The sequence below is a fragment of the Streptomyces sp. Rer75 genome (genome assembly GCF_013414305.1).
In the GTDB taxonomy this organism is placed as follows: Bacteria; Actinomycetota; Actinomycetes; order Streptomycetales; family Streptomycetaceae; genus Streptomyces; species Streptomyces himastatinicus.
This window is the reverse complement of sequence record NZ_CP058693.1, coordinates 5,912,685-5,935,674: the sequence shown is the minus strand read 5'-3', so window position 1 is coordinate 5,935,674 and position 22,990 is coordinate 5,912,685. Positions and strand designations below refer to the sequence as shown.

The window sequence follows — 22,990 nt, the reverse complement described above, 5'->3', positions numbered from 1 at the left end:
ATCACGACAATTCGGCGCCGGTGCCGGGAATATTCGTGCTGCCTACAGGCACCGGTCTACAGGTACTGGGCGGACGCATCGAGCGTGTGCAGGACCTCCGTCTCGTCCCCGGACGGAAGCTGCACCACGACCTCCTCGATGCCCAGGTCGGCGTAGTGGGCGAGCTTGCCGGGCGAGGGGCGCACCGCGTACGGCACCACCTCCAGCGCCGCCGGGTCCCGGCCCGCCTCGGCCCAGACGCGGCGCAGTTCGGGGAGGGACTCGGTGAGCCCCCCGCCGCCGATCGGCAGCCAGCCGTCGGCGTACGCGGCGATGTGCGCGAACAGGCGCGGCCCGGCCGCCCCGCCGATCAGGGTGCGCGGCCCGGTGAGCGGATCGCCGGACGGGCGCTCCCGGATCACCGGTTTGGGGTACGCGAGACTCGCCCGCACCGAGGCGTACGGGCCCTGATGGGCCGTGGGCTCCTCCGCCCACAGGGCGCGCATCAGCGCCATCCGGTCGCGGACCAGCTCGCGGCGCTCCGCCCAGACGGTGCCGTGGTCGGCGGCCTCCTCGACGTTCCAGCCGTAGCCGACGCCGAAGGTGAAGCGTCCGCCGGACAGGAAGTCGAGGGTGGCCACGCTCTTCGCGAGAACGACCGGATCGTGCTGGGCCACCAGGCAGATCCCGGTGCCGAGCCCCAGCCGCTCGGTGACGGCGGCCGCCTGCCCGAGGGCCACGAACGGGTCGAGGGTGCGGCCGTACGGGCGCGGCAGCGGCTCGCCCATGGGGGCGGGGGTGTCGCGGCTGACCGGGATGTGGGTGTGCTCGGGCAGATACAGCCCGGCGAACCCGCGCTGCTCCAGCTCGCGCCCGAGCCAGGCGGGGCGGACGGTTTCGTCGGTCAGGAAGACGGTGGTCGCGATGCGCATGAAGGGGCCGCTCCTCCGGGTTGGCCGGTGTGGCTCGCGTATGTTCTCTCAGCGCCGGGGAGTTATCCACAGGGGTTTCCGCGGATGTCATCCACGCGTACAACGGTGTGACGCGGATGACGCTGATTCGACTCTGGGGGGCAGGCATGCAGCGACGGGACGTACTCCGACTCTCCGCGCTCGCGGGCGCGGCGGGGGCGCTCACGCTCGACCCGGTGTCCTTCGCGCAGGCCGACGACGCGGGCCCCGGGGAGGACGTGTCCCGCACGATTTCCGGCCACCTCCCCACCGGGTCACCCGACTTCGTCTATCTGCCGGTGCAGGTTCCGTCCGGGGTCCGCGAGATCGCCGTCTCGTATGCGTACGACAAACCGGCCGTCCCGGCGGGCACGCAGGGGAACGCGTGCGACATCGGCATCTTCGACGAGCGCGGTACGGAGCTGGGCGGGCGCGGCTTCCGCGGCTGGTCGGGCGGGGCCCGTACGGAGTTCGCGATCAGCGCCGCGGAGGCCACGCCCGGATACCTCGCCGGGCCCGTCCGGGCGGGCACCTGGCATGTCGTCCTCGGCCCCTACACGGTCGCCCCGCAGGGCCTGGACTACAAGGTCACCGTCACCCTGCGGTTCGGCGAGCCGGGCCGCACCCCGAAGCCCGTATATCCGCCGCAGCGCGCCAAGGGGCGGGGCCGGGCCTGGTACCGGGGCGACTCCCATCTCCACACCGTGCACTCCGACGGCAAGCGCACCCCGGCCGAGCTGGCCGCCGCCGCCCGCGCCGCCGGGCTCGACTTCATCACCACCACCGAGCACAACACCACCTCCGCCCACGGCGCGTTCGAGGGCCTGTGGGGCGACGACCTGCTGATCATCACCGGCGAGGAGATCACCACCCGGAACGGCCATGTGGTCGCCCTCGGCATCGCCCCCGGCACCTTCATCGACTGGCGCTACCGCGCCCGCGACAACCGCTTCGGCCAGTTCGCCCGCAAGATCCGCCAGGCGGGCGGCCTGGTGATCCCGGCCCACCCGCACGGCACCTGCGTCGGCTGCAACTGGAAGTTCGGCTTCACCGAGGCCGACGCGGTCGAGGTGTGGAACGCCGACTTCGGCCCGGACGACGAGGCGACCGTCCTGGAGTGGGACAACACCCTGGTCGCCGCCGCCCGCGGGGACGGCCGCTGGCTCCCCGCCGTCGGCCACAGCGACTCCCACCGCGAGCCCCAGCCCGTCGGCCTCCCCCAGACCGTCGTCCTCGCCGACGACCTCTCACGCGCCGCCCTCCAGGACGGCATCCGCGCCGGCCGCTGCTGGATCGCCGAGTCCTCCGAGGTCGACCTCGCCTTCGAGGCGGTGGACGGCCGCGGAAAACACGCCGGAATCGCCGACCGCCTCACGGTCGCCCCCGATGCCGAGGTGACGGTCCGCCTGAAGGTCACCGGCGCGGGCGCGGGCCGCCAGGTCCGCTTCATCACCGACCAGGGCCCGCTGTACACCACCACCCTGCCCGCCTCCGGCTCCGGCACCGTGGAGTGGAAGACCACGCCCTCCTACGCGGCCTACGTCCGCGCCGAGGTCCGCCACCCGGCGTCCGACGGCGGCCCGTCGGGCATACCGGGCCCGATGGTCGCCCTGACCAACCCGATCTGGCTGGGCGGGCGCGACCGCTGACGGACCGGCCGTCTCAAGCGGTGGGTGCTTCGGCGAACTGGTTGGTGTCGAAGAGCTCGTTGATGTGCCCGCCGAGTTCGGACCAGTGCTGTCCGGAGAGTTCGGCGGCGGCGCGGGCATCGCCGGTGGCGCAGACGTCGATGAGCTGGTCGTGGTGCTCGATGGTGTTGCGGCCGCCGAGCAGCGTGGAGAACTTGCGGTAGAGGATGCGGTGGATCTGGGGGTGGACCTGTTCGACGATCCGGCTGAGCACGGGGTTGTCCGCGGCGGTGATGGGGACGGCGTGGAAGCGGTCGTCGGCGGCGAGGGCGGCCGTGGTGTCGTCACCGGCGACGGCGCGCTCGAAGTCCCGGTTGGCTTCGCGCATGCTCCGCAGGTCCTGCTCGGTCATGACCGGCACGGCGGTCTCGAGGGCGAGCTGGTCGAGGGCGCGCAGGACGGCCAGGGTCTTTTCCACGTCGCGGCGGTTGAGGGTGGTGATGCGGGTGTAGACGCCCGGCTTGGCCTCGACCAATCCGATGTCGGCGAGCCTGGCGAGGGCCTCGCGCACCGGGGTGCGGCTGAGCCCGAGACGCTCGGCCAGTTCGCTGTCCTTGACCTTCTCCCCCGGCACCAGTTCGCCGCGGACGATGGAGTCGCGCAGGCGGTGGAAGACCTCGTCACTGAGGAGGCGGCGGGAGACAGGGCTGTCGAGCGACATATTGCGTACGATACATCGCCCTCTCGCGCCGTCCATCCGCCTTCCCCGTCATGGGCCGTCATGCTCCGCATGCCGCCCGGGCCCGGCGGACGAGGGCTCCGGCCAGGATGGCAGCCGGATCGATGAGGGGGACGTCCACGGCGTCGGCGGGAAGCCCGAGGGGGATCTCGGTGCATCCCGCGATGATCGCCTCCGCGCCCCGGTCGGTCAGCCGCCGCGCGGCGCGGGCCAACGATGCGGTCACCGCACCGCCGGTGCCCGCCTTCACGGCGCGGATGGCGGCCATGACCTCATTGTGCTGGTCGTCCTCGTCGGGGAGCACGAGGCGGATGCCGTAACGGTCGAGCCACTCCTGATACAGGCCCGCCCGGACGGTGCCAGTGGTGGCCAGCAGCCCCGCGGTGCGGACGGCCGGTCGCACGGTGGTGAGGTGACGGGCCACTTCGCCGATCATGTGGATGATCGGCAGGCCGACGTGGTCGGCGATGCGGGGAACGAAGGCGTGGGCGGTGTTGCAGGGGATGGCGATGACGGTGGCGCCCGCCTCGCGCAGGACGCGGCTGCCGTTGAGAAGCCAGGGGGTGGGATCGGGGCCGTTGCCGAGGAGCGCCTCGGTGCGGTCGGGGATGGTGGGGTCGGACCAGATGACCGCCGTGAGGTGGTCCTGGTCGCTGCGGCCCGGGGTCATCGACACCAGCTTGGCGTAGAAGTCGGCGGTGGCCGCCGGTCCCATGCCGCCGAGGATGCCGATGACCTCCGTCGTGCCGCTCGGGCTGGTCACCGTGCGTTGTCCTTCTGGAGGGCCTGTGCGAACTGCGGTTCCGGACCGGGGCTGTCGTGCGCGGCGGCGTCGTGTGCGGTGTCGTCGTGCGCGGCGGCGTCGGCGGTGGCCTCGGGCGGGCGGCCGTCCTTGGCCTCCCGGCGCTTCTCGGAGCTGTCCACGACGGCGGCGGCCAGCGCGTTGCCGATGACGTTCACACCGGTGCGGGCCATGTCGACGATGAAGTCCACGCCGAGGAGCAGGGCGATGCCCTCGGGGGGCAGTCCGATGCTGTTGCCCGCGGCGATGAGGACGACGACGGACGCGGAAGCCACGCCCGCCATGCCCTTGGAGAGGAGCACCAGCACGCCGACCATGACGAGCAGGGCGGGGAGAGAGGTGTCGGCTCCGTAGGCGTTGGCGATGAAGACCAGGCCCGCGGCCTGGTACAGGACGGAGCCGTCGGTGTTGAACGAGTAGCCGAGGGGAACGACGAACGAGGTCGTCGACCGGCTGAGCCCGAAGGCCTCCAACTTGCCCATGAGGGGAGCCAGTACGGCTTCGGAGCTGCGGGTGACGAAGGCGATCCCCGCCAGGTTGGCGATCGACTTCAGCAGCTCGATATAGCGGATGCGGTAGATCGCGGCGATGAGGGGGAAGAGCACGCCGACCACGATGACCAGGCCCGCGTAGACGACGGCGACGAAGCCCACGAGGCTGCGCAGGTTGCCGAAGCCGTAGTGGGCGACGTCGTAGGAGAGGAAACCGAGCACGCCCAGCGGGGCGACGCGGATGACATACCCGACGACCTTGAACATCACCGTGGCGACGGAGTCCAGCACCGAGGCGAAGGGGGCCGCCTTCTCGCCGATGGCGGCCATGGCCACGCCCACCAGCAGCGCGAAGACGATCGCGCCGAGCAGATTGCCCTCGCTGAAGGCGGCGAAGATGTTCTTCGGAACCGCATGCAGGATCAGCTCGTGGAAGTCGATCCCCTGGTCCAGGCTCTCCAGGTCCTTGGGGTCGGCGGCGCCGACGGGGGCGCCCTTGCCGATGCCCGTGAACTTCGCGAGGCCCACGGCGATCAGCAGGATGACGGTGGTGACCAGCTCGAAGTAGAGGATGGCCTTCCCCGCGATCCGGCCAACCTTCTTGACCGACTCCATGCGGGCGATGCCCAGCACGATGAGCGGGAAGACCAGGGGCAGGACGACGACCTGCACCAGGTTGAGAAAGAGATCGCCGAGGATCTTCATCTGCTCGCCGACGGCCGGTGCGAGGGCTCCGATGAGGGCGCCGAGCCCGACGGCGATGATCGACTGCACCCCGATCGGCATCCGCAGACATCGCCGCAGAAGCCCCGGCCGGGGTCCGGAGGCTGCGTCTGTGCTGGTGGTTCGCGTAGGCGGTGCGCTCATCGCCGCTCCAATATATTGCGCTCTGCGTATTGGGCGGTAAGACTGCGCCCCAGGGCAGCGGCCTGTCAAGGGGTGGCGCACCGGTGACTCCCCGGGCTCCCGATTGACGGCCGCCGTCAATCGGGACTCCGCGTGTCCGTCGCGGTGTGCACCATGAGCCCATGGGTGTGCACATCGACATCGCGGGACTGCGGCCGGAGAGGATCACCGTCGCGATCTCGCCCTTGGCCGAACTCGGCATGGCGTTGCACGCGCTGTCCGAGCCGGAGCACCACCCGGGCCTGAAGGGCTGGGTCACGGGTGTGACCGCTCGGCTCGACCCGCATCTGGCCGACCGCATGTGCGAGGCGGACTTTCTGTGGCGGACGACGTTCTCCGACCTCTTCCTGCCGTCCGCGGGCGTCCCGGGCGGGGCCGTGCTGCCCGGTGAGACCCTCGCCGAAGAACTGGACCTGATCGACCAGCTGTCCGACGAGGAGTTCGTCGACGCGGCCCTGGAGTTCACCTGCCCCCTGACCTACGGCACCCCAGGCCCCAGCCTGCTCGTCGACACCGCGCTACGCCACCGAGCCCTTGAGCTGGCCGCCGCGCGCGGCCCGCACCAGGCCCGCTTCACCGAGCGGCTGCTGAGCGACCCACCGCAGATCCGGACCTGGCTGCGGCAGTTCCTCCAGGACTGCGACGCGGCCTTCTTCGCGGACACCTGGTCACGGCTGCGCCACCAGCTCGCCGCGGACGCCCGGCACAAGACGCAACTGCTGCGCCGCAAGGGCCTGTCCGAGGCACTGGCCGCCGTGTCACCAGCGGTAACCCTGGACGAGGACGCCGAGCGGATCACCGTCGACAAGTTCTGCGCGGGCCCTGGGACCTCGGCGGACAGCGGTTTGCTGCTCGTACCGACGAGCCTGGGCTGGCCGCACCTGATGGTCCTGCAACGCCACGGGTGGCAGCCGGTGCTGCACTACCCGGCGAACTCCCCGGAACTCGTCGCCCCGGCCTCGGTGGAGCAGCTGGCCCTGCGGATGGCCGCGCTGTCCCACCCGGTGCGCATGCAGCTGTGCCGCAGCCTGGCCCGCAGCGCGTTCACCACCAGCGAGCTGGCCCAGGCACACGGCATGACCGCTCCGGAGATATCCCGCCACGTGACCACCCTGAAGAAGGCGGGCCTGATCACCACCCGGCGTCGGGGCCGGTATGTGTACCACCAGCTCGACGTCAGGGTGGTGGCCCGGCTGAGCAGCGACTTCCTGGAGGGAATCCTGCGCTAGGGAAGGAGAAGGGCTCCAGATATGGCCTGGTGCCGCCTGACCTCAACGTTGACGTCCATGGTCTTGGACAGATTGCCGCTCGGAGGGCCTCGACCCTCTGCCTGCCCAGCGCCGCGCGGATCGTGACAGATGACAGTGCCGTTCCTCCGTCAGGGCCGACGAGGAGGTGAGTACTCCGTATGCGGCACTGCTCGCTCCCAGACTGCCTCGAAGGCGGAGCCGCACAGCTTCACCGTTGCCGGGTCATCCGTGAAGGTCTCGTCATCGGGAGCGAGTTCACCGTCTCCGTCGAAGTGATGGAAGACGACGAACTTGTCGTCCAGCACCCAACAGTCGTTGCCGGGAAGAGCGATGTCCGATGCCTGCCTTCGAGGCAGCCAACGAACCCTCTCCCCCGCCTCGACGTTGGCATCCGTCAGATGGTGCTCAAACGCGATGTAGTCGCTGACCGGCTCGGAGACGATCCGCGCCCTCCGGACCTCGACGCCCCTGGTGGTCAGCTCAGCCACGAGAGTGAGCCACGGCCGGAGGGCCGGATCATTGTCCTCGGGTGCGTCGCGCACGCCGTTCCGCCAAGCGATGTAGCGCGGGTCGGACCGCATGTAGCCGTCCAGCATTTCCAGATGCACGGCCGTACTCCGGCAGCCCTTCAGCCGTTGCTCAAGCGTCGGCTCCACTGCCACCCTTCACCCCCGGGAAGACTTGCGCGATTGCGTCAATCGGCGCGTCAGGCTCGCCCGCGGCGATGAACCGCGCCCATACGCACTTACCGCACCCCCGGTTCCGATAGCCCCACGTGTGTGCCAGCTGCTCAACGACGTAGAGCCCACGGCCGCCTTCCGCGTCGATGTCGGCGACGCGGAGCCGCGGAAGCTTGTCGCCGTCGGGGTCGGAGACCTCCAGCACGACGTCCTCCTCCTGGATCGAGACGCTGACCTCGACCTGGGCGAAGGTCACCCGGCAGTGCTTGATGGCGTTGGACACCAGCTCGCTGGCCGACAGGATCACGTCGTCGGCGACGCCGCCGCTGATGCCCCAGTCCGCAAGGGCCTTGCCCACCCGCGCCCGCGCCCCCGGCACGTTCCTTATGTGCTTGGCGATCCGGAAGGTGTCCCGGCGCGGTTCGTCCGTAACGGTTCTGGACATGGCAGACGTACCCCCTGACTGTTCGTCAAGATTGCGCTCTGTAGCGGCGCATGCGCTTGAGGTTAGACATGCAAGCATGAAGTTCGCAAGCGATACTGATGCAAGCTTGCATTTTCGTGACTCTCTGTGGGATGAGATGGGCCGTACAGTGTTTGATCGGCATTAGCAGGCCGGTGGTGCCTGAGGAGAGGGAGGACCAATGCCCGCAGGGGGACGGCCAACTGTGCGGAGCAGGCGGCTCGGCGCAGCGCTCAGGAGGTATCGGCAGGCTGCCAAGCTCGACCAGCAGCGATCTGCTGAAGTGATCGCCTCCTCGGCAGCCAAGATCAGCCGCATCGAGTCGGGTCATGTGAGCGCCCGCGTCATCGACGTGCGTCTACTGCTGGACGCCTACGGCGTGGACGACACGACAGTGCGGGCCAGGCTGGAAGAGTTGGCGAAAGGCTCGAACAGGCGGGGCTGGTGGCTTGAGCACGCTGCGCACCTGAGACCGGACTACCTTGACCACATCGCGCTGGAGGATGACGCGACCTACATTCGGGAGTGGCAGCCCGTTCTCATGCCTGGCCTCTTGCAAACCGCGGCATATGCCGAGGCAAGCATTACAGCGGGACCCAACTACGTGGATCCGGACCGGGTCTCACAGTTGGTCAAGGTGCGCCAAGCGAGGCAGGCGCAGATTGAGCCTGGAGGAACGTCGTACGCGGCCATTCTTTGGGAGCCTGTCATCTTGCATCCACTGCTGAATCACGAGATTCACCGTGAGCAACTGTCGGCCATTCTCGACGTGGGGAAGAGGCAGAACGTCACGATTCAAGTCCTCCCCTTCTCAGCTGGAGTGCTTGCCGGGACGACCTCCGCCTTCTCTTCCTTCAGCTTCGACTCCGACCCCGCCGTTGAAGCGGTGACCATGGAGAACCTGAGGGGCACATCGATCCTCGAAGACCCTCAGGATCTCATCGCTTACACCAACGCGTTCGACCTACTACGATCGGCGGCACTGGGACCGGATGAAAGCGTACGACTCATCCGGCGTGTACTGCGGAGCGGCAAGGAAGACGCGAAGTGACCCCTGAGGTTGTAGGTCCTTACCGGAAGTCTTCGTACTCCGGGCAAGAGGGTAATTGCGTAGAGGTCGCGGCTACGGTCAGCGGCGGCCGGGCCGTACGGGACAGCAAGGACCCTGGCCGCCCCTCCCTCCGCTTCACCCGCGAGGGATGGCAGGCATTCATCCAGGGCATCGAGAACGGAACGTTCGACGCCTAGGCCCAGGTGAGCGGGTCGAGGTGGAGGTAGAACCGCTCGCGGTCGCGGTCGAGGGCGATGCCGTAGCGGTGGGCGAACCGGTCCTCCGCCGCGTTCGCCTGCCGTTCGTCGGGCCAGGTCTCCCGGGCGGTGGCGAGCAGAAGGGCGATGTCGGCGTAGGGGTCGGCGCGGCCGAGGCGGCCGAGGTCGATGAAGCCCGCGACGGTCAGGGTCGTCGGGTCGAGGACGATATTGGGCAGGCACAGGTCCCCATGGCATACGACCACCTCGGCGGCCTCCTGCGCGAGACGGCGCTCGATCTGCGGGGCGAGGCGGGCGAGCAGCTCGTCGGGAGGGGTGTGCTGCTGTTCGACGGGGAGGAACTCCGGGTTGACCGCGCCCCGCGCCACGACCTCGCGCGCGGTGGCGAACATCTGTGAGAGGTCGCGGCTGAAGGGGCAGGCCCGGGGCGGCAGATCGTGCAGTCGTCGCACCGCATCGGCGATCGGCTCCCACGCCGCCCGGAGCGTGGCAGCCGGGACACGATCCGCGGGGACACCCGCCACGGCGCTGGTCACCAGGCAGCCACCCGCGTCGGTGACGCGCCAGTCGAGCGCCCGCGCGCCGGGAACGCCCTGCGCGTGCAGCCACTCCACCCGGTCCCGCTCCGCCTCCAACGCGGCCACTTGGTGCGCGGGCACGCACTTCCCGTACCGCGAACCGTCCGCGGAGCGGAAGACGGCGGCCCCGGACTCACCGGCGGTGACGGGCTCCCAGCCGCCGCCACGGTCCGCGGGCAGCAGGGTTCGCAGTGTCGTGGAGTCGGTCACGGCACCAGCCTAGGAGCGGGCCGCGTGCCAGCGGACCCGCGCGGTGACCGGCAGATGGTCGCTGCCGGTGGCGGGCAGGGTGCGGATGTGGGCGACGGCCGCCGAGCGGGCCATGACCTGGTCGATCCGGGCCATCGGGAACCCGGCGGGGAAGCTGAAGGCGAAGCCCCGCTCCGCCACGTTCATCCGGGAGGTCAGCGGGTCCAGCCCACGGTCGTCGACCGTGCCGTTGAGGTCGCCCATCAGGATCACCGGTTTCCGCTTCTCGGCGGCGATGGCCTTGCCCAGCAGACCGGCGCTCTCGTCACGCCAGGACGAGGCGAGGCCGCTCGCCCCGACGCGGACCGACGGCAGGTGCGCGACGTACGCCGCGACCTCGCCCCGCGGCGCCCGGACGACGGCCCGCAGCCCTCGGCTCCAGGATTCCGTGATCCCCCGGGGCTTGATGTCCAACAGCCGGGCCTCGGTGAGCGGATGCTTCGACCAGAGCCCGACGGTGCCCCGCACGGCGTGGTACGGGTAGTCCGGGGCGAGGGTCTTCTCGTAGACCGGCAGCGCCGCGGGCACCAGCTCCTCCAGCGCGACGAGATCGGGCGAGGCCCCGGCCAGGGCGCGGGCCGTACCCGCCGGGTCGGCGTTCTCGTCGCTGACGTTGTGCTGCACCACGACCAGGTCGTGCGCGCCCGTCGTCGCCCCGGGCAGGAACAGCCCGCCGAAGTGGTACGTCCAGGCCGCCACCGGCAGCAGCAGGGCCAGCAGCGCGGTGGCCGAACGGCGCAGCAGCGCCAGGCCCAGCAGTACGACGACCACCAGACCGAGCCAGGGCAGGAAGGCCTCCAGCAGACTGCCCAGGCGCCCCACGGAGTTGGGCACCGCCCGGTGGAAGGCCAGCAGCCCGGCCGTGAGCACCGCCAGCGCGGCGAGGACCCGCCCCCGCGCCCAGGCCGACCGCCCCTCGGTGTCCTCGCCCGGCCCCCAGCGCCCCGACCATCGGCGCATCGCCGCCGTCACCGTCGACGCCACACCGCTGCCCGGCCGCTCCGCCATTGCTTCCCATCCGTTCGAGTCCACCCCTCAAGACGGCCCACCAGGGGCATCGGTTTCCGGCTCGGGCGGCGGAGCCGTGGCGTCGGCGGCATGCCGGGGACTGTCGGGCCGCTGTCGGCGGCGGGAACGGGGGCGCCAAGGTCGCGTGACCGGGCCGCGGGGTCGTACCCGGCGCGGCTCGGCGACGAGGGCCGTCAGAGCGGGGCGATGCGGCCCTTGAGAAGGCAGAACTCATTGCCTTCGGGATCGGCGAGGACGTGCCAGGACTCCTCGCCGGTCTGGCCGATGTCGGCGCGTACGGCCCCGGCGGCCAGGAGGCGTTCGAGCTCGGCGTCCTGATCGCGGTCGGTGGCGTTGACGTCGATGTGCAGCCGGAGTTGCCCCTTCTGCGGCGCGTCGTGGGGGATGAGGACGATCGTCGGCTGCGAACCGCCGAACCCTTCGCGCGGTCCGATCTCGATGACGCCCACTTCCTCTTCGCGATCGAGCACGACGAAGTCCAGGACCTCGCACCAGAACCGCGCCAGCACCTCGGGGTCGTGGCAATGGAGCACGAGTTCACTGATACGACATGCCATGGACGAACCTACTCTCAGCGTCGGAACTGCCGGGGCGGTCGCAACCGTAGCGGGCGAGTCGTGCGGCGGCGAGGCAATTTCAGAGCCTCGCCCGGCGCCCAACTGCCGGGGCCGCTCCCGACGTTGGCGCCGTGCGACGCGCTCGCCGGTAGGCCGAGGGCGGCATGCCGACGGTCCGCCGGAACGCGGTGCTGAACGAGGTCGGCGAGGCGTAGCCGAGTCGGGCGGCGAGCGCGTCGACGCTGGTGTCCGTGTGGCGGAGGGCGTGCTCGGCCAGAACGATGCGCCAGCGGTGCAGGTAGGCGAAGGGGGTGAACCCGCTCGTCCGCCGAAAACTCTCCGCGAAGGCCGTCCGGGACATCGTGGCCGCTCGCGCGAGCTGCTCCAACCGCCAAGGGCGGCCCGGGTCGTCGTGCATGAGCCGCACGGCGGGGCGCAGCCGCTCGTCCGCGAGGAGCCGGAGCCACCCCGGGGGCAGGTCGGGGCGGGCGGCGTACGCCCGGAGGGTTTCGAGCATGAGGAGCTGCGCGTACTGCGCGAGGGCGAACCCGGAGCCGGGCTCGCCGCCCGAGAACTCCTCCAGCAGCAGGCCCAGGACGGTACGCAGTCGGCGTGCCGCGGGGTCCGAGCCGTGGAGGTGGCCGACGGGTGGCAGCGCAGGGTGGAGCAGCTCGCGTGCCGCGGGGCCCAGGTGGACATGGCCGCCGATGACCACGTCCGACTGCCCGGAGGCGTCGAGGGGACGTGCGGACCACCCCACCGGCGGGGCGATCTCGCGTGCCGTCCCGTGCGGTGAACCGCCGCGGAGTGCGAGCCACGTCCGATGGCGGAGGACGGCGACGTCGCCCTCCGTCAGGTGCGCCGAGGCGCCGCCGTCGGTGCGCAGGTGCGCGCGCCCGCGGAGCACCGCGACGATCTTCACGTCGTCGGTGACCTCACCGCGGGACACCCATGGCGCGCGGGCGACGAGTCCTCCCGAGATCACGCCGTGGATCTCGACGTGGCGAAGGACGTCCGACAGGTGATCGTCCGGCAGGTGGACGGCCACCGGGTGGTCGTCCGGAAAGTGGACGTCCGCCGGGTGATCGTCCGGCGATGTCCTGCGCGTGCCGACGTTCACCATCCCAGCGGTTCACCGTCCCGGTAGAAGCCGCCTCGCGGGCCGTCGTCGGGCAGCGTCGCCGCCCATACGACCCCCGGTGCGCTCTCCTCGACCGGCCGCCCGCCCGGCGTCTCCACCCCGGGGACGGTGGCCGTGACGTCGGGGCATACCGCGTTGACCACGATCGGAGTGTCGGCGAGTCCGGCCGCGAGAACGGAGGTCAGGGCGTTCACCGCCGCCTTTCCGATGGCATGACCGGCATACGCCCCGCCTGCGGTGGCCATTCCGTAGCGATCGTCGGAGTGAGAGCCCGCGCCCGAGCCGACGTTCACCACGCGCGGCCTGGGCGAGCGCCGCAGCAGCGCGAGCGCGCTGATCGTCATGCGCCAGGTGCCGAAGAGGTCCACCTGCATCAGCCGCGCGGCCGCGTCCAGGTCGGCGCCCGTCACCGTCTCGGTCCGGTCGGGGCGCGCTGCCGCGTTGTTGACGAGGATGTCGAGTCGGCCCTTCCTCTCCTCGACGGTCCGAAGGGCCAGATCCACCGACGCCTGGTCGGTGATGTCGAGCGGCAGCGGCAGCGCACCGACTCCGTCGAGACCACGCACGGCGGCCGCGGCCTTCTCCGGGTCCCGCGCTCCGACCAGGACGTCGATACCACGCTGCGCCAGCTGCCTGGCGACCTCGAGCCCCAGTCCGTGCGCCGCACCGGTCACCAGGGCGACCGTCCCGTCCCCGAAGATCGATGCGCCGACCGGGGTGTCCGCGTGCTGCTGTGCCGTCATGGCTCCAGCGTGCTGCCGGACCCCCGAGATCGCCATCGCTTCGGGTCCGGACTTCCTTCGCCTCCGTACAGTGGCGCCGGAGCGCCGGAGGAGGAGTACGCCATGACGACACCAGTGACCGTGGACTTCTGGTTCGACCCCGCCTGCCCCTACACCTGGCTCACCTCGCGATGGGTGGTGGAGGCGGCCACGGTCCGGCCCCTGGACGTGCGCTGGCGCGTCATGAGCCTGGCGGTGCTCAACGAGGGCCGTGACGACGACCCCGAAGGAGACCCCGAGGGCTACCTGTGGATGCCCGTACGCATCTGCGCCGCCGTCCTGCGGCACCACGGTCAGGAAGCGCTGGGCGCGTTCTACGCCGCCCTCTGGGCCGACCGCGGCGACAGCGGCGACAGCGGCGACGGCGACGGCGGCGCCCAGCAGTGGATCAACGATCCCGAGGTGGCGCTGGCCGACGCCGGGCTGCCCCCGGAGCTCGCCGGGGCGGCGACTTGCCGCGACTACGACGACGCGGTGCGCGCTTCCCACGCCGAGGGCATCGCCGTCCTCGGCCCTCACGTCGGCACTCCGGTCGTCGCCGTCCCGGACCCGGGCGGTGACGCCGACGCGCGGATCGCCTTCTTCGGGCCGGTGATATCCCGGGTCCCCCGGGGCGAGGAGGCCGGTCGGCTCTGGGACGCCACCCTGGTGGTGGCGGGCGCCCCCGGCTTCCACGAACTCAAGGGCGCACCGGCCGACCCGTCCCCCGACGTCCGCGGCTGGGCCGCCCGGCCGTGAGGCGGCCGCCGTCCCACCACGTGGTTACTCCGGTCGCTCGATCCACTCGCGGCCGCCCAGCGGGTAGTCGTAGCCGGGGCGCCCGGCGTTGGCGCTGGTGCGGAACGGGGTGCCGTTGTTGTCGATGTGCACGGTGCCGTGGCGGTCGCCGCTGGACCATGTCAGCGCGAGGTCCCAGCGGACGTCATGGGCCCTGGTACGGGCGGTGAGATAGAAGATCTCCGGGTCGGACTCGCTGACCTTGTACGGGAAGTCGCGCTGGCCGTTCTTGACGGTGACGGTGGGGCTGCCGTCGTCGAGGTCGGCGTCGAACGACTTGGTGCCGACGCCGCCGCCACAGCCGACGCCCATCGAGTAGTCGTTCCAGGCGAGCGGGGCGCCCTTCGCGACGACGCGTATGTGCAGCTCCTCCAGGACGACGGTGTCCTTCCCGGTGCCCTGCACGGTGAGGGCGATGCGCTGCTCCCCCGAGGAGACCGCGCCGTACGCGGCCGCCCAGCGGGGCGCGTCCTGTTCGGCGGCGGGCGGGCCGACCTGTTCGGGCTCGGCGTCGACGAGGAAGTGCTGGCTGCACGGGTCCTCGTAGACGTAGGGGCGGGTGGCGACGTTGATCGGTACGCCGCCGGTGCGTGCACGCTCGGCGGCGTCCGCGCCGCCGCGGGCGCCCCCACCGCCGTGGGCGGCGGACTCCCGCGCCGGGGCGGAGGGTTCGCCGGTCTTCGCGCCACGACTCCGGGACGGGGAAGGGGAGGCCGACGCGGACGGGGCCTTTTCGTTCGCCCGGACGGTGGTGGCGGGTGCGGTGGTCGGGGCGGTGACATCGCCGGCCCACCGGTCTTCGCCGTCGTCCCCGGAGGACGGCAGATTCGCGGCGATCACGAGGGCTCCCAGCAGGGCGGCCGTCGCAACGGAGGCGATCAGCGCGGTGCGGCGCCGGCCGGGCCGCACGGGTGCGGGCGGGGCGGTGTCGCCGACGACCGGTTCATCACTTCCACCGGGTTCGGCGGGTTCGGCGGGTTCGGCGGGTCCGGGGAGTCCGGCGGGTCCGGGGAGTTCACCGGGCGGGCTGTCGTCCGGGGCGGCGGGCGCCGGTTCCTCGGGCCCCGCTGCCTTACGGCCCCGCGCCGCGTCCGCCAGGATCCACCGCCGGTGCAGCTCGACCAGTTCCTCGGGGGTCGCCCGGCACACCCGGGCGAGCCGTTCGGCCGGTGCGTAGTCGGGCGGCACCGCGCTGCCGTTGCAGTAGCGGTGCAGCGTGGACGTGCTCATGTGTAATCGCTTGGCGAGCGCCCCGTAGCTCAGCCCCGAGCGTTCCTTGAGTCCCCGCAGCAGCTCCGCGAACGCCTCCGCGGCGGTCCCGGTCGCCCCTGTTGCCCCTGACACCCGTTCCTCCCCATCCCTGCGCGGCCCGGCGCGTCCCATTCCCGCGTCCCAAGCCCCTTACGTTCCCCCTGGTCACAGCCCGCTTTCGCGTTCCAGTGTCCCAAACTGCCCGGCATTCCTGGCGGTTGGGACGGATCACCCCACAAGCTCCGGTCATCCAAGCACCACACCGGCCGCACCACCGAAAGGGCTCCCCCACATGTCGCACAGCAGGAACTCCCGCACCCGTCTCCTGACCGCCGCCGCGACCGTCGCGGTCGCCGCGCTCTCTCTGACCGCGTACAGCAACGGGGCGAGCGCCCACGCCGAGGGCGTGCGGGCCGCGGGGGCGGCGAAGGCCAAGGCCGCCGTCACCTGCCAGGGTTCCAACACCAAGACGGTCGCGGCTCCCCTGAGCCGCCCGGTGAACCACATGCTGCTGACAGTCACCAACACCGGCGGCGTCCCCTGCAACCTGTACCACTACCCGGCCGTCCAGTTCGGCGAGGCCCAGTCGGTGCCGCCGGTCATCGAGGCCTCGAAGCCGCAGGCCGTCGTCACGCTCGCTCCGGGCGCGTCCGGCTACGCCTCCGTGAACCTGTCGGCCGCCGACGGCAGCGGTTCGAACGGCCACACCGAGAAGTCGCTCACCGTCTACTTCCAGGGCCGCACCGCCGACGAGGACGTCCCGTCGGCCGCCCACCCGTCGCTGCCCGCCAAGGGCGTCTACATCGACGACTCCCTCAAGGTCACGTACTGGCAGCAGACGTTCGAGGACGCCATCATCTGGTGACCCGGCCGCCGTCCGCCAGCACGACGGGGGCAGCCGGACCGGCTGCCCCGCGTCACTGATGCCGAAAGTGCGAACACGGCTTACGGCGTCAGCGTGTCCCCGGGCGTCGGGGTCGCGCGCTGAACCCAGGTACCGCAGGACGTGATCACCGAACCCGTGCGGTTGCAGGTAATGCCGTGCACGGTCCCCGACGTGGTGATGACGTCGATGAAAATGGTGCTGCCCGGAGGGCCACCGGGGCCGACGTCGATGGACACACCGCAGGCACCCACGGGCACCGCTCCCGACTCGTCGGAGAGGTCGTCCCAGTCGATGTCCCCGCCAGGGGCGGTCTCGTCTCCGACGTAGGGGACTCCGAAACTGACGGCTGCGTAGAAGGCCCCGCCGCCGGCGGCTTCCTGACGAACGGTGTCGATCTCGAAGCACCCGTTGGCCCCCGGCCGCGGCGGCTTCGGCTTACCGGGCCTGCCGGGGTCGCCGGCGAGGTCGGCGGGGAGCTCGGGGTCGTCCAAGGAGAAGGCCCGGTCCGTGGACATGATGGTCGAAGCAGGCAGCGCTTCCGCTCCGAGACCTTGCGCCGCGGCGGGCAGGGCACCCAGTACGCCTACCAGCGAGACGGCGGTCAGTGAGGTGAGGCCGCCGAGCGCCAGCCGGGTGGGCCGCCATGAACATCGCACCCGCGGCGATGCGGCCCTGCTGTGAGGACGCATGCAGTACTCCTTTGGACTCGAACCGGGCAAATTCCCGGAAAGTTCTATGTGTCTTGGATTGTCTTCCACCTCCGTCCGGTCTTTTATGTGATGAACCGACTGATTAGCCTAATGAGACCATCACGGGGCCTGCGTTCCTCCGGGGAATGCCGCGCGGACGCGGCGGCCGCCGTCCACCACCAGGTCGGTGCCGGTGATCCAGGACGCCTCGTCGGAGACCAGCCAGCGGACGGCGCGGGCCACGTCCACCGGTTCGCCGATGCGGGCCAGGGGGAGGGTGGCGGCGATGGAGGGCTCGTCGGGTTCCCAGACGAAGCGGGCCATCTCGGTGCGGATCAATCCCGGGGAGACCGCGTTGACGCGGACGGACGGGGCGAGCTCGGCGGCGAGCTGGCGGGTGAGGCGGAGGAGGGCGGTCTTGCTCGCGCCGTAGGCGCCGACGCCGGGGCCCACGCCGTGGGTGCCCTCGGTGCAGATGTTGACGACCGCGCCGCCGTGGTCGCGCATCCAGGCGCGCCAGGCGGCCTGGGTCAGCCGCAGCGGGGCCTCCACGTTGAGGGTGAACGCCCTGCGCCACAGCAGTGGGTCGGCGTCGATCAGGGGGCCGAGGGGGGCGTTCGTGGCGGCGTTGTTGACGAGGATGTCGAGACGGCCGAACGCGGACAGGGTGCGGGCGACCGCCTCGGCCAGGTGGGCCGGGTCGGTCACGTCGCCAGGGCAGGCGAGGGCGCGCGGGCCCAGCGCGCGGACGGCGGTGGACAGATCGGCGAGGTTGCGGGCGGTCACGCACACTGACGCGCCCGCCTCCGTCAGCGCCCGCGCCACCGCCAGGCCGATGCCGCGCGAGGCCCCCGTGACCAGCGCGGCCCGGCCGGCGAGCGCGCCGGGGCCGCCGTCCGGCGCGGCTCCGGCAGGGGCGCCGTGCCCGTCGCCGCCCCTGGGGGGTGTCACCGGCTCAGGCCCTCGTGCTCACCGTCTCGGTGTCCCGGCCGGAGCGCAGTACCTTGCCCGGGATCGCGCCGGTGATCTCGTCGTCGCGGATGGTTTCGACGCCGCCAACGCGGACGCTCACCATGCCCGTCGCCCGGGAGTCCAGGCGGGGGCTGTCGCCGGGGAGGTCGTGGACGAGGCGGGCCTGGCCCGCGTCGATGCGGTCGGGGTCGAAGAGGACGAGGTCGGCGTGGTAGCCCTCGGCGACGCGGCCGCGCATGCGCAGTCCGAGCAGCCGGGCCGGGTCGTCGGTCAGCATGCGGACGGCCCGCTCCAGCGGGACCAGCTTGCGGCCGCGCAGGCAGTCGCCGATGAAGCGCGTGGTGTACGGGGCGCCGCACATGCGGTCCAGGTGGGCGCCCGCGTCGGAGCCGCCGAGCATGACGTCCTCGTGTTCCCAGGTCTGGCGCCGCAGCTCCCAGCTGGCCGGGTCGTTGTCGGTCGGCATCGGCCACAGGACCGTGCGCATCTCGTCGGCGGCGCAGATCTCCACCAGGGCGTGGAAGGCGTCCTGGCCGCGCTCGGCAGCGATGCCGCGGACGACGCGGCCGGTGAGTCCGGCGTTGGCATCGCTGTACGTGTCGCCGATGACGTACCGCTCGAAGTCGGCGAGCCGCCGGAAGACCCCGGCCTCGGGGCTCTTCGCGCGGCGCAGCATCTCCGACCGCACGGCCGGGTCGCGGAGCTTCGCGATGCGCTCGGGGATGGGGAGGCCGAGGATGTCGCCCCAGCCCGGGATGAGGTTGAGCGCGCAGAACGTGCCGAGCGACATGTTCATGGGGGTGAGGATGGGCATGGTGAGGGCGACGATGCGGCCGCCCGCCTTGCGGGCGCGCTCGCTCGCCTGGAGCTGGCGCGGGACGCGCTCGGGGACGGCGGCGTCGATGGTGAGGACGTTCCAGTTGAGGGGGCGTCCGGCGGCGGCGCTCATCTCCACCAGCAGGTCGATCTCCTCGTCCGCGAACCGGTCGAGGCAGCCCGCCACGATGGCCTCGATCTGGGTGCCCTCGTGGTCGCCGACGGCCCGGGACAGGGCGAGGAGTTCGTCGGGCCCCGCGTGCCGGGAGGCGACCGGCTGCCCGTCGCCGTCGGCGTGGGTGGAGGACTGGGTGGTGGACAGCCCCCAGGCGCCCGCGTCCATGGCCTCGTGGAGGAGCCGCAGCATCTGTTCCAGCTGGGCGGGGGCGGGCCGGCCGCCGATCGCGTCGGGGCCCATGACGTGGCGGCGCAGCGCGCAGTGCCCCACCATGAAGCCCGCGTTGACGGCGATCCGTCCCTCCAGGGCGTCGAGGTATTCGCCGAAGCTGTGCCAGTTCCAGGGCGCGCCCTCCTCCAGGGCGACCAGCGACATGCCCTCGACCCGGCTCATCATCCGCCGGGTGTAGTCGGCATCGCCGGGGCGCTCGGGGTTGAGCGGGGCGAGGGTGAAGCCGCAGTTGCCGCCCGCGACGGTGGTGACGCCGTGGTTCATGGACGGGGTGGCGTACGGGTCCCAGAAGAGCTGGGCGTCGTAGTGGGTGTGCGGGTCGACGAAGCCGGGGCCGAGGACGAGCCCGGTGGCGTCCTCGGTGGAACGGGCCTGCTCGCCCAGCGTGCCCGGCTCGGCCACGGCGGCGATCCGTCCGTCGCGCAGGCCGACGTCGGCGACGTAGGAGGGCGCGCCCGTGCCGTCCACGACGGTCGCGCCCTTGATGAGGTGGTCGAGCACGGGTGGGGTCCCTTCTGGCGGCTGGGCGGCGCTTATGCCTGGCGGAAGCGGGTCGTGCGGTGCACCGGGTCGGTGTCGATCTTCGGGATGACGTGCTCGCCGATGAGCTTGATGGTGTTCATGGTGTCCTCGTAGCCGATGCCGATCGGCAGCCCGAAGGAGAGCTGGTCGGCCCCGGCCTGTTCCCACCGCTTGCACTGCCGGAAGACCTCGTCCGGGTCGCCGCAGATCATCAGCTCCTCGGCGATGAGCAACTCGATGATCTCCTCGGTGTAGTCGGGGAGGAGTTCGGGCCACTCCGGGACGCCGTCCGGGCGGGGGAAGGTGTCGTGGTAGCGGAACAGCAGCGACTGGAGGTAGTTGAGGCCGCCGCCGAGCGCGATCTCGACCGCCTTGGCGTGGGTCTCGGCACAGATCGCGGTCGAGGTCACCATGACGTTGTCGTTGACGAAGCCGCCGACCGGGTCGGCGTCCTTGACGGCGTTCTTGTAGGAGTCGAGGACCCACTCCATGTCGGACACCTTCTGGATGGAGAAGCCGAGGACGCCGAGGCCCTTGCGGCCCGCCATCGCGTACGAGGACGGGGACCCGGCCGCGTACCACATGGCCGGGTGGCCGGTGCCGTACGGCTTGGGCAGCACCTTGCGGGGCGGGAGCGACCAGTGCTTGCCCTGGAAGCCCGGGTACTCGTCCTGGAGCCACATCTTGGCGAACTCGCCGATGGTCTCTTCCCAGATCTCCTTGGTGTGGTTCATGTCGGTGACGCCCGGGATGAACCCCAGGATCTCGTGGCTGCCCGCCCCGCGCCCCGAGCCGAACTCGAACCGGCCGCCGGAGAGGTGGTCGAGCATGGCCACCTTCTCGGCCACCTTGACGGGGTGGTTGACCTGCGGGAGGGGGTTGAAGATGCCGGATCCGAGGTGGATGCGCTCGGTGGCGTGGGCGAGGTAGCCGAGGAAGACGTCGTTCGCGGAGAGGTGGGAGTACTCCTCCAGGAAGTGGTGCTCGGAGGCCCAGGCGTATTTGAAGCCGGACCGGTCGGCCTGGATGACGTACTCGGTCTCCTCGATGAGGGCGTGGTGCTCGGCCTCGGGGTCGGCGCGGCGTCGGCGCTCCGGCACGTATCCCTGTACGAACAGTCCGAATTCCAAGGGGGTCACCGCCTCCAGTTCAACAATCTGACGTACCGTCAGATTCGAGTCCGACCATGGCACCGGGAGGGTGGACCGTCAAGGCCCAGGCTTCAGAAGACGGCGGGCGCCTAGAAGACCGAGACGCCGCTCAGCCAGCCGCCGTCGGCGACGACCGGCTGGCCGGTGATGTACGAGGAGTCGTCGGAGGTGAGGAAGAGCGCCAGGCGGGCGATCTCCTCGGGGCGGCCGATGCGGCCCATCGGGACCAGCTTGCGGTAGAGGCCGTCCACCGCCTCCGACGCCTCGGCCACGTCCGCGGTGTCCGCCGCCGGGTCGAGCCGGGCGGGGTTGCTCATGGGGGTGTCGATCGCGCCGGGGCACATCGCGTTGACCCGTATCCCCTTGCCCGCCAGCTCCATCGCGGCCACCCGGGTCATCCCGACGATGGCCGCCTTGGTGGCGGCGTACGAGGTCAGCAGGGCCATGCCGGAGAGCGCCACGTACGAGGCGGTGTTGACGATCGTGCCGCCGCCCGCCGCCGCCAGCTCGGGCGCGACCGCGCGCATGCCGAGGAACGCGCCGACCTGGTTGACCTGGACCACGGACAGGTACTCCTCCAGCGGGGTGCTGGTCAGCTCGTTGAAGCGGAGGATGCCCGCGTTGTTGACCAGCCCGTCCACGGCGCCGAAGGCGTCTTTCGCGAACGCCACGGCGGCCGCCCAGTCCTCCTCGCGGCTCACGTCGAGATGGACGTAAGCGGCGGACTCCTCGCCCAGCTCCTTGGCGACGGCCCCGCCCTGGTCGTCGAGGACGTCCGCGAGCACCACCTTCGCGCCCTCCGCGGCGAACAGCCGCGCCTCCTGCTCGCCCTGCCCGCGCGCCGCACCCGTGACGATCACGACGCGTCCGTCCAGCTTGCCCATGATGGCCTCCTCAGGCGTTCAGATGCGGGGCGACTTCGGCCGCGAAGGCCGCCATCTGATCGGTCAGTTCGGTGCGGCTCCGGCTGCGGAACCGCACCTGGATCTGGTCCACGCCCATGGCCGCGTACGCGCGCAGGGACTCGGCCAGCTGTTCCGGCTTGCCGCTGAGCGTGCGCCGCCCCACGCGCCAGGGCGGGTCGCCCACGTACAGCGGCTCGGCGATGGCGCCGATCTCGGCGGGCTCCGCGACGCCCGCCGCCTCGCGCAGCGCGCGCAGCCGGGCGATCTGCGCGGGGAGCCGGTCCCGGGGGTCGCCCTGCGGCAGCCAGCCGTCACCGCGTACGGCGGCCCGGCGCAGCGCGGCGGGCGAGGAGCCGCCCACCCACAGCGGGGGGCGCGGGGTCTGGGCGGGGCGCGGGGCCTGGCCGAGCCCGCTGAACTCGAAGCGCTCACCGTGGAAGTCGGCGAACTCCTCCGGCCCCAGCGCCGCCTTCAGGGCGTCGACCGTCTCGTCGAGCAGCGGCCCGCGCGCGTCGAAGTCGACGCCGAGCGCGTCGAACTCCTCGCGTACGTGCCCGGCGCCGACCCCGAGGATCAGCCGCCCGCCGGAGAGGTGGTCCAGCGTCGCGTACTGCTTGGCGGTGAGCAGGGGGTGCCGGAGCGCGGCGACGGCGACGTGGCTGAGCAGCCGCACCCGCTCGGTGGCCGCGGCCAGGTAGCCGAGGGTGGCGACCGGGTCGTACCAGACGGTGCCCATCGCGTCGGCCAGCCGCCGCGGGATCGCCACGTGGTCGCAGACGGCGACGTAGGCGAAGCCGGACCGGTCGGCGGCGCGGGCGATGGCCACGAGGTCGCCGGGGCCCGCGGCCGCCTCCCACGGTTCGGCGTAGAGGGTGCTCTGTGACTGGATCGGCAGCTGCATGCCGTAGCTCAACCGGCCCCGGGGCAGGACGCGCATGCCGGGCCTCCTTGTCGGTGGACCGCGGTGGGACCGCCATCGTCGTATCTGACGGCCCATCAGACAAGGGGTGTTAGCGTGCGGGCGATGTGGGCCCAGGGGGTGTCTTGTCGATCAGGCCGGATCAGCGAGCGGCGTCTGGTGCAGGGGGCACCTCCCAGCGGTAGCTGGGGGAACATCGC

General features: G+C 71.5%; 24 protein-coding genes. 6 read left to right on the top strand and 18 right to left on the bottom strand.

Annotated elements, in window-relative coordinates; all coding sequences use genetic code 11:
* Positions 1–56: 56 nt before the first annotated feature.
* Entirely contained in the window at positions 57–911 is an 855-nt protein-coding gene (locus tag HYQ63_RS25585; protein ID WP_179936218.1) for an LLM class F420-dependent oxidoreductase, read from the bottom strand.
* Between the two features lie 146 nt (positions 912–1,057).
* Between HYQ63_RS25585 and HYQ63_RS25580 the strand changes: the two genes are divergently transcribed.
* A complete protein-coding gene (locus tag HYQ63_RS25580) occupies positions 1,058–2,578 on the top strand; it encodes a CehA/McbA family metallohydrolase (RefSeq protein ID WP_179936216.1) in 1,521 nt (506 codons plus the stop codon).
* 13 nt (positions 2,579–2,591) lie between these two features.
* On the opposite strand, the gene HYQ63_RS25575 is transcribed toward HYQ63_RS25580, so the two are convergent.
* From HYQ63_RS25575 to HYQ63_RS25565, 3 genes are read right to left on the bottom strand one after another with little or no spacing between them, the layout of a single operon-like run.
* Positions 2,592–3,278 carry a GntR family transcriptional regulator gene (locus tag HYQ63_RS25575; protein WP_179936214.1) on the bottom strand — a complete coding sequence of 229 codons (687 nt, stop codon included), beginning with the start codon at positions 3,276–3,278 and terminating at the stop codon, positions 2,592–2,594.
* A gap of 58 nt (positions 3,279–3,336) precedes the next feature.
* Positions 3,337–4,059 (bottom strand): aspartate/glutamate racemase family protein, encoded by a 723-nt coding sequence (locus HYQ63_RS25570; protein ID WP_179936212.1) that lies wholly within the window; start codon positions 4,057–4,059, stop codon positions 3,337–3,339.
* On the bottom strand, positions 4,056–5,375 hold the full coding sequence (locus tag HYQ63_RS25565; protein WP_179936210.1) for a dicarboxylate/amino acid:cation symporter: 1,320 nt from the start codon (positions 5,373–5,375) through the stop codon (positions 4,056–4,058). The genes HYQ63_RS25570 and HYQ63_RS25565 overlap by 4 nt, the downstream gene beginning before the upstream one ends.
* Before the next feature lie 242 nt (positions 5,376–5,617).
* Between HYQ63_RS25565 and HYQ63_RS25560 the strand changes: the two genes are divergently transcribed.
* A complete protein-coding gene (locus HYQ63_RS25560) occupies positions 5,618–6,724 on the top strand; it encodes a DUF5937 family protein (protein ID WP_179936208.1) in 1,107 nt (368 codons plus the stop codon).
* Positions 6,725–6,873: 149 nt separating this feature from the next.
* Here HYQ63_RS25560 and HYQ63_RS25555 read toward each other — a convergent pair whose 3' ends face one another.
* Positions 6,874–7,407, bottom strand: coding sequence for a DUF6879 family protein (locus HYQ63_RS25555; protein WP_179936206.1), 534 nt, complete (start codon positions 7,405–7,407; stop codon positions 6,874–6,876).
* On the bottom strand, positions 7,385–7,870 hold the full coding sequence (locus HYQ63_RS25550; protein WP_179936204.1) for an ATP-binding protein: 486 nt from the start codon (positions 7,868–7,870) through the stop codon (positions 7,385–7,387). Before HYQ63_RS25550 ends, HYQ63_RS25555 begins: the two co-directional genes overlap by 23 nt.
* 199 nt (positions 7,871–8,069) lie before the next feature.
* Here HYQ63_RS25550 and HYQ63_RS25545 point away from each other — a divergent pair, with 199 nt between their 5' ends.
* Both HYQ63_RS25545 and HYQ63_RS25540 read left to right on the top strand, forming a co-directional pair.
* On the top strand, positions 8,070–8,939 hold the full coding sequence (locus HYQ63_RS25545; RefSeq protein ID WP_179936202.1) for a helix-turn-helix transcriptional regulator: 870 nt from the start codon (positions 8,070–8,072) through the stop codon (positions 8,937–8,939).
* On the top strand, positions 8,936–9,136 hold the full coding sequence (locus tag HYQ63_RS25540) for a DUF397 domain-containing protein (RefSeq protein ID WP_179936200.1): 201 nt from the start codon (positions 8,936–8,938) through the stop codon (positions 9,134–9,136). The genes HYQ63_RS25545 and HYQ63_RS25540 overlap by 4 nt, the downstream gene beginning before the upstream one ends.
* On the opposite strand, the gene HYQ63_RS25535 is transcribed toward HYQ63_RS25540, so the two are convergent.
* The 5 genes from HYQ63_RS25535 to HYQ63_RS25515 form a co-directional block, all read right to left on the bottom strand.
* Positions 9,133–9,945 carry an APH(3'') family aminoglycoside O-phosphotransferase gene (locus tag HYQ63_RS25535; protein ID WP_179936198.1) on the bottom strand — a complete coding sequence of 271 codons (813 nt, stop codon included), beginning with the start codon at positions 9,943–9,945 and terminating at the stop codon, positions 9,133–9,135. The genes HYQ63_RS25540 and HYQ63_RS25535 overlap by 4 nt on opposite strands.
* A gap of 9 nt (positions 9,946–9,954) precedes the next feature.
* Positions 9,955–10,944 (bottom strand): endonuclease/exonuclease/phosphatase family protein, encoded by a 990-nt coding sequence (locus HYQ63_RS25530; protein WP_373689217.1) that lies wholly within the window; start codon positions 10,942–10,944, stop codon positions 9,955–9,957.
* A 242-nt stretch (positions 10,945–11,186) separates the two neighbouring features.
* Positions 11,187–11,570: a VOC family protein gene (locus HYQ63_RS25525; RefSeq protein ID WP_179936196.1), complete on the bottom strand. Its 384-nt coding sequence runs from the start codon at positions 11,568–11,570 to the stop codon at positions 11,187–11,189.
* A 79-nt stretch (positions 11,571–11,649) separates the two neighbouring features.
* Positions 11,650–12,693 (bottom strand): AraC family transcriptional regulator, encoded by a 1,044-nt coding sequence (locus tag HYQ63_RS25520; RefSeq protein WP_179936194.1) that lies wholly within the window; start codon positions 12,691–12,693, stop codon positions 11,650–11,652.
* Positions 12,687–13,454: an SDR family NAD(P)-dependent oxidoreductase gene (locus HYQ63_RS25515; protein WP_179936192.1), complete on the bottom strand. Its 768-nt coding sequence runs from the start codon at positions 13,452–13,454 to the stop codon at positions 12,687–12,689. The genes HYQ63_RS25520 and HYQ63_RS25515 overlap by 7 nt, the downstream gene beginning before the upstream one ends.
* A 102-nt stretch (positions 13,455–13,556) precedes the next feature.
* Here HYQ63_RS25515 and HYQ63_RS25510 point away from each other — a divergent pair, with 102 nt between their 5' ends.
* Positions 13,557–14,231 carry a disulfide bond formation protein DsbA gene (locus tag HYQ63_RS25510; protein ID WP_179936190.1) on the top strand — a complete coding sequence of 225 codons (675 nt, stop codon included), beginning with the start codon at positions 13,557–13,559 and terminating at the stop codon, positions 14,229–14,231.
* Between the two features lie 24 nt (positions 14,232–14,255).
* On the opposite strand, the gene HYQ63_RS25505 is transcribed toward HYQ63_RS25510, so the two are convergent.
* Positions 14,256–15,614, bottom strand: coding sequence for a helix-turn-helix transcriptional regulator (locus HYQ63_RS25505; RefSeq protein WP_257232096.1), 1,359 nt, complete (start codon positions 15,612–15,614; stop codon positions 14,256–14,258).
* Positions 15,615–15,813: 199 nt separating this feature from the next.
* On the opposite strand from HYQ63_RS25505, the gene HYQ63_RS25500 reads away from it, so the two are divergent.
* Positions 15,814–16,386 (top strand): DUF4232 domain-containing protein, encoded by a 573-nt coding sequence (locus HYQ63_RS25500; RefSeq protein WP_179936186.1) that lies wholly within the window; start codon positions 15,814–15,816, stop codon positions 16,384–16,386.
* A gap of 80 nt (positions 16,387–16,466) precedes the next feature.
* Here the strand turns inward: HYQ63_RS25500 and HYQ63_RS25495 are convergent, their stop codons facing one another.
* The 6 genes from HYQ63_RS25495 to HYQ63_RS25470 form a co-directional block, all read right to left on the bottom strand.
* Positions 16,467–17,096, bottom strand: a complete 630-nt coding sequence (locus HYQ63_RS25495) for a hypothetical protein (RefSeq protein ID WP_179936185.1) — start codon at positions 17,094–17,096, stop codon at positions 16,467–16,469.
* A 120-nt stretch (positions 17,097–17,216) separates the two neighbouring features.
* Positions 17,217–18,047, bottom strand: coding sequence for an SDR family oxidoreductase (locus HYQ63_RS25490; RefSeq protein WP_179936183.1), 831 nt, complete (start codon positions 18,045–18,047; stop codon positions 17,217–17,219).
* Positions 18,048–18,051: 4 nt separating this feature from the next.
* Complete coding sequence (locus HYQ63_RS25485; RefSeq protein ID WP_179936181.1) at positions 18,052–19,794, bottom strand: amidohydrolase family protein; 1,743 nt, start codon at positions 19,792–19,794, stop codon at positions 18,052–18,054.
* Positions 19,795–19,826: 32 nt separating this feature from the next.
* The gene (locus HYQ63_RS25480) at positions 19,827–20,945 is read right to left on the bottom strand and encodes an LLM class flavin-dependent oxidoreductase (protein WP_179936179.1); all 1,119 of its coding nucleotides are present in this window, start codon (positions 20,943–20,945) and stop codon (positions 19,827–19,829) included.
* 110 nt (positions 20,946–21,055) lie between these two features.
* Complete coding sequence (locus HYQ63_RS25475; RefSeq protein ID WP_179936177.1) at positions 21,056–21,850, bottom strand: SDR family NAD(P)-dependent oxidoreductase; 795 nt, start codon at positions 21,848–21,850, stop codon at positions 21,056–21,058.
* Positions 21,851–21,860: 10 nt separating this feature from the next.
* Positions 21,861–22,808 (bottom strand): LLM class F420-dependent oxidoreductase, encoded by a 948-nt coding sequence (locus HYQ63_RS25470; RefSeq protein ID WP_179936175.1) that lies wholly within the window; start codon positions 22,806–22,808, stop codon positions 21,861–21,863.
* Positions 22,809–22,990 lie beyond the last annotated feature (182 nt).